Origin of the sequence: Aquimarina sp. U1-2 (assembly GCF_017897595.1) — a bacterium.
Classification (GTDB): domain Bacteria; phylum Bacteroidota; class Bacteroidia; order Flavobacteriales; family Flavobacteriaceae; genus Aquimarina.
Genome location: NZ_JAGKIK010000129.1, coordinates 1 through 339 on the forward strand (window position 1 = coordinate 1; position 339 = coordinate 339).

Annotated in this window: 1 protein-coding gene; it reads right to left on the reverse strand. The window is 36.0% G+C overall.

What is annotated here, in order from left to right:
* Window positions 1-339, reverse strand: a 339-nt coding sequence (locus tag J8281_RS19345) for a hypothetical protein (RefSeq protein WP_210199275.1), incomplete at both ends; no start/stop codon positions are given.

The window sequence follows — 339 nt, forward strand, 5'->3', positions numbered from 1 at the left end:
GATGGTGCATCTAGTATTTTTTTTCCCTTACCTGATGGGGTAAAGATGATACCTGCCCATCTCCCTCTCGTAAATTCTTTTCCATCTGTACCTACTTTAGCTTTCACAGTGATTTTATCGCCTTTATTCAATTTTACTTTTTTCCATATTTTGGTGGAATTTTTACCTTCTTCAAACATATACCCTGATATTTGTGGTTGATAGGTCCCTAATAACTTCCCGTTGATTGACAACTGAAATGTAGAACTACCATCGCTCTCTGCTACACCAACAAATACTATATCATAAACTCCACTCTTAAATTGAAATGCCGTACTTGATATGGCTTTTTTATGGGTT